General features: G+C 53.4%; 4 protein-coding genes. 3 read left to right on the forward strand and 1 reads right to left on the reverse strand.

What is annotated here, in order from left to right; translation table 11 throughout:
- Both KQJ19_RS22305 and hslJ read left to right on the forward strand, forming a co-directional pair.
- A partial coding sequence (locus tag KQJ19_RS22305) for a 2-hydroxyacid dehydrogenase (protein ID WP_216404170.1) occupies window positions 1–784 on the forward strand: 784 nt, incomplete at its 5' end.
- Window positions 785–896: 112 nt separating this feature from the next.
- A complete protein-coding gene (gene hslJ, locus KQJ19_RS22310; RefSeq protein ID WP_016153186.1) occupies window positions 897–1,316 on the forward strand; it encodes a heat shock protein HslJ in 420 nt (139 codons plus the stop codon).
- A gap of 13 nt (window positions 1,317–1,329) precedes the next feature.
- On the opposite strand, the gene KQJ19_RS22315 is transcribed toward hslJ, so the two are convergent.
- Entirely contained in the window at window positions 1,330–1,596 is a 267-nt protein-coding gene (locus KQJ19_RS22315) for a DUF333 domain-containing protein (RefSeq protein ID WP_003020360.1), read from the reverse strand.
- 274 nt (window positions 1,597–1,870) lie between these two features.
- Between KQJ19_RS22315 and nifJ the strand changes: the two genes are divergently transcribed.
- On the forward strand, window positions 1,871–4,961 hold a 3,091-nt coding region (gene nifJ / locus KQJ19_RS22320; RefSeq protein ID WP_216404171.1), incomplete at its 3' end, for a pyruvate:ferredoxin (flavodoxin) oxidoreductase.

The raw sequence follows: 4,961 nt of genomic DNA on the forward strand, positions 1-4,961 counted from the left end.
GAAATATATTGCGCTGCGTTGCGCCGGCTTCAATAACGTCGATCTCGACGCGGCAAAAGAGCTCGGCCTGCAGGTCGTCCGTGTGCCAGCCTATTCACCCGAAGCCGTCGCTGAACATGCGATTGGCATGATGATGACGTTGAATCGCCGTATTCACCGCGCCTATCAGCGTACTCGTGATGCCAACTTCTCTCTTGAGGGGCTGACCGGCTTTACCATGTATGGCAAAACGGCTGGGGTGATCGGTACCGGTAAGATTGGGATTGCGGCACTGCGGATCCTGAAAGGTTTTGGGATGCGCCTGCTGGCGTTTGATCCCTACCCAAGCGCTGCCGCACTAGAGTTAGGCGTTGAATATGTCGATCTTAAAACGCTGTTCGCGGAGTCCGATGTCATCTCCCTGCACTGTCCGTTAACGCCGGAGAATTATCACCTGCTCAATCACGAAGCCTTTGAGCAAATGAAAAATGGCGTGATGGTTATTAACACCAGCCGCGGGGCATTGATCGATTCACAAGCCGCTATCGATGCGCTGAAAAACCAGAAAATTGGTTCTCTGGGTATGGACGTGTATGAAAACGAACGCGACCTGTTCTTTGAAGATAAATCCAATGACGTGATTCAGGATGATGTGTTCCGCCGCCTGTCGGCCTGTCATAACGTGCTGTTCACCGGTCACCAGGCGTTCCTGACTGCCGAAGCATTGACCAGCATTTCTGAGACCACGCTGCAAAATCTGGCACAGATCTCCAAAGGCGAAACCTGTCCAAACGCCCTCTTCTAATCCCTGTGCTCCCCTGGATTCAGGGGGGCATTTTCAGATAATCACCGATGCTAAAATCTTCAGTATCATTATTATATTGAATGTATTCCCGTCACAAACGTAGAGAAATTGAATGAAAAAAGTTGTCACGTTGATTGCGCTCAGCATGCTGATGGCTGGCTGCGTGAGCAATGGAAAAGTTTCCGTCAATCGCGAACAGTTGCAGCATCACCGCTTCGTTTTGCAGAGCGTGAATGGTAAAGCCGTCACCGTCGCTAATAACCCACCCGAATTGAGTTTTGGCGAAAACATGACGGTATCGGGAAAGATGTGTAATCAATTCCACGGTCAGGGCAAACTGTCCGACGGCGAGTTGAAGGTTAAAGATATGGCGATGACCCGCATGATGTGCGCCGATCCACAGCTTAACGCGCTCGACGGGATCGTCAGCGACATGTTTAAGCAAGGCGCACAGGTCGATCTGACTGCTGACCAGTTAACACTGGCGACAGCAGAACAAACGCTGACGTATAAACTCGCGGATTTAATGTAGGAAACGCGGTGGCTTAATAGTTGCCACAGCTTCCGGCGGCAAGCGACTGCTCACTACAGCGTTTGCCGTTGGGTAACGCACACATTCCGATAGCTGAACCATCAAGCTGACGGGCAACGGAGAGCGAACCCCCAATCATGGCGCAATTAGCTTCTCCAGAACTGGACATTGCGGCCTTCATCCCCGGTGCGACATGCGCGGCGGTTGCCTGCTGAACAGGTTCACTACTACAAGCCGATAATAATAACGCGGCACACCCTACCCAAAACGCTGCGCGCATCTTACTCCCCTCTGAATATTAACCAAACGACACAGCCATAAATAATAGGCAGCGGAAACACCGCCGTCGAGAGGCAATATGCGCATTTATGCGCACTGTTTACATTTTCTGGCAATTTTTTGGCTGCTCTTTTGATCAAACCATTCATTCTGTTTATTCGAGGGACACAAAAGCGAAAATCTGTCTTTAGCGCTTTTGCTAAACTAAAAGGATAACTACAGGATTCGCCGCTGTTACGCGTGTCCCTTTTTTTGCGCAATGTAAGGGTGTCAGTATGATCACAATTGACGGTAATGGTGCGGTTGCTTCGGTCGCATTTCGTACCAGCGAGGTTATCGCCATCTACCCGATTACGCCCAGTTCGACGATGGCGGAACAGGCGGATGCCTGGGCCGGGAACGGGCTTAAAAACGTGTGGGGGGATACCCCTCGTGTCGTAGAAATGCAGTCGGAAGGCGGTGCGATAGCGACCGTTCACGGCGCGTTGCAGACCGGTGCGCTCTCTACGTCGTTTACTTCATCGCAGGGCCTGTTGCTGATGATCCCAACGCTGTACAAACTGGCCGGTCAGTTGACTCCGTTTGTGCTGCACGTTGCGGCGCGTACGATTGCCACTCACGCATTATCCATCTTTGGCGATCATTCCGACGTGATGGCGGTGCGCCAAACGGGATGCGCAATGCTGTGCGCCAGCAGCGTTCAGGAAGCTCAGGACTTTGCGCTAATTTCGCAAATGGCCACCCTGAAAAGCCGGGTCCCGTTTATTCATTTCTTTGATGGTTTTCGCACATCGCATGAAATTAATAAAATAGTGCCGCTGGCCGATGACACAATCCTCGGGCTGATGCCGCAGGCAGAAATTGATGCTCACCGCGCGCGCGCGCTCAACCCGGAGCATCCGGTTATTCGCGGTACGTCTGCGAACCCGGACACCTACTTCCAGTCACGCGAAGCAACAAACCCGTGGTACAACGCGGTTTGCGATCACGTAGAACAGGCGATGAACGATTTCGCTGCTGCGACGGGCCGTCAGTACCAGCCATTTGAATACTACGGTCACCCGCAGGCAGAACGCGTCATTATTTTGATGGGCTCGGCGATTGGAACCAGTGAAGAAGTCGTCGAAGAGCTGCTGGCACGCGGCGAGAAAGTTGGCGTTCTGAAAGTGCGTCTGTTCCGCCCATTCTCTGCCAAACATTTACTGCGCGCTCTGCCGGAAACGGTACGGAGCATCGCCGTCCTGGATCGCACCAAAGAGCCCGGCGCGCAAGCTGAACCGTTGTATCTGGATGTAATGACCGCGCTGGCGGAAGCCTTTAACTGCGGCGAACGAGAAACGCTACCGCGCGTGATTGGCGGGCGTTATGGCCTTTCTTCCAAAGAGTTTGGCCCGGACTGCGTCATGGCGGTCTTTAATGAGCTGAGTAGCGCGAAGCCGAAATCTCGCTTTACGGTCGGTATCTATGATGATGTCACCAACTTGTCGCTACCGTTACCGGAAAACACCCTGCCCGGTACCGCGAAGCTCGAGGCACTGTTTTACGGGCTGGGCAGTGACGGTAGCGTGTCGGCCACCAAAAACAACATCAAGATTATCGGTAACTCTACGCCGTGGTATGCGCAGGGTTATTTCGTCTATGACTCGAAAAAAGCAGGCGGTCTGACGGTTTCTCACCTGCGCGTTAGTGAACAACCTATTCGCTCAGCGTATCTGGTGTCGCAAGCCGATTTTGTTGGTTGTCACCAGTTGCAATTTATCGATAAGTATCAGATGGCTGAGCGCCTGAAACCTGGCGGTATATTCCTGCTTAATACCCCGTACAGTGTGGATGAAGTCTGGACACGTCTGCCGCAGGAAGTTCAGGCTGTTCTGAATCAGAAGAAGGCGCGTTTCTACGTGATTAATGCGGCCAAAATCGCCCGCGAGTGCGGTCTGGCTGCACGTATTAACACCGTTATGCAGATGGCGTTCTTCCATCTGACGCAAATCTTACCAGGCGACAGCGCTCTGGCTGAATTGCAGGGTGCGATTGCGAAAAGCTATAGCAGCAAAGGGCAGGATCTGGTTGAACGTAACTGGCAGGCGCTGGCCCTGGCGCGTGAATCCGTCGCCGAAGTGGCGCTTCAGCCAGTTGATCCACATAGCGCTAATCGCCCACCGGTGGTTTCTGATGCCGCACCTGATTTCGTGAAAACCGTCACCGCGGCAATGCTCGCCGGTCTGGGCGATGCCCTCCCCGTTTCAGCGCTGCCGCCAGACGGCACCTGGCCGATGGGCACCACGCGTTGGGAAAAACGCAATATCGCTGAAGAGATCCCCATCTGGAAAGAAGAGCTGTGTACCCAGTGTAACCATTGCGTAGCCGCCTGCCCGCACTCGGCTATCCGCGCCAAAGTGGTTTCACCAGAAGCGATGGAAAATGCCCCTGCCAGCCTGCATTCTCTGGATGTGAAATCACGCGATATGCGCGGTCAGAAATATGTCCTGCAGGTTGCGCCAGAGGATTGCACCGGGTGTAATCTGTGCGTCGAAGTATGCCCGGCGAAAGATCGCCAAAACCCGGAGATCAAGGCCATCAATATGATGTCGCGCCTTGAGCACGTGGAAGAAGAAAAAGTTAACTATGACTACTTCCTTAATCTGCCGGAAATCGATCGCACTAAACTGGAACGCATTGATATTCGTACCTCGCAGTTGATAACACCGCTGTTTGAGTACTCTGGGGCCTGCTCTGGCTGTGGTGAAACGCCGTATATCAAATTGCTTACGCAGTTGTACGGCGACCGCATGCTGATCGCCAATGCGACCGGCTGTTCATCAATTTATGGCGGTAACCTGCCCTCAACGCCTTATACCACCGACGCCAATGGTCGCGGGCCTGCGTGGGCAAACTCCCTGTTTGAGGATAACGCCGAGTTTGGGCTGGGCTTCCGCCTGACGGTGGATCAGCACCGTGTACGCGTCATGCGTTTAGTGGAACAGTTTGCTGATAACATTCCGGCTGAACTGAATGACGCCCTGCACGCTGAAGCTACGCCAGAGGTGCGCCGTGAGCAAGTTGCAGCACTGCGCCAGCACCTGAAAGATGTCGAAGGCGCACAGCAGTTGTTAACCGATGCCGACGCGCTGGTCGAGAAATCTATCTGGCTGATTGGCGGTGATGGCTGGGCTTACGATATTGGTTTTGGGGGACTGGATCACGTCCTGAGCCTGACCGAGAACGTCAATATTTTGGTACTGGATACCCAGTGTTACTCCAATACAGGCGGACAAGCGTCGAAAGCTACGCCGCTTGGGGCCGTCACTAAATTTGGTGAGCATGGCAAGCGCAAAGCTCGCAAAGATCTTGGCGTCAGTATGATGA

This window comes from Citrobacter sp. S46_ASV_140 (assembly GCF_018919545.1).
Lineage (GTDB): Bacteria > Pseudomonadota > Gammaproteobacteria > Enterobacterales > Enterobacteriaceae > Citrobacter > Citrobacter braakii.

Coding starts and splice junctions, on each gene's coding strand:
- KQJ19_RS22315 (WP_003020360.1), bottom strand. CDS start 1,596: ATGCGCGCAGCGTTTTGGGTAGGGTGTGCCGCGTTATTATTATCGGCT.
- hslJ (WP_016153186.1), top strand. CDS start 897: ATGAAAAAAGTTGTCACGTTGATTGCGCTCAGCATGCTGATGGCTGGC.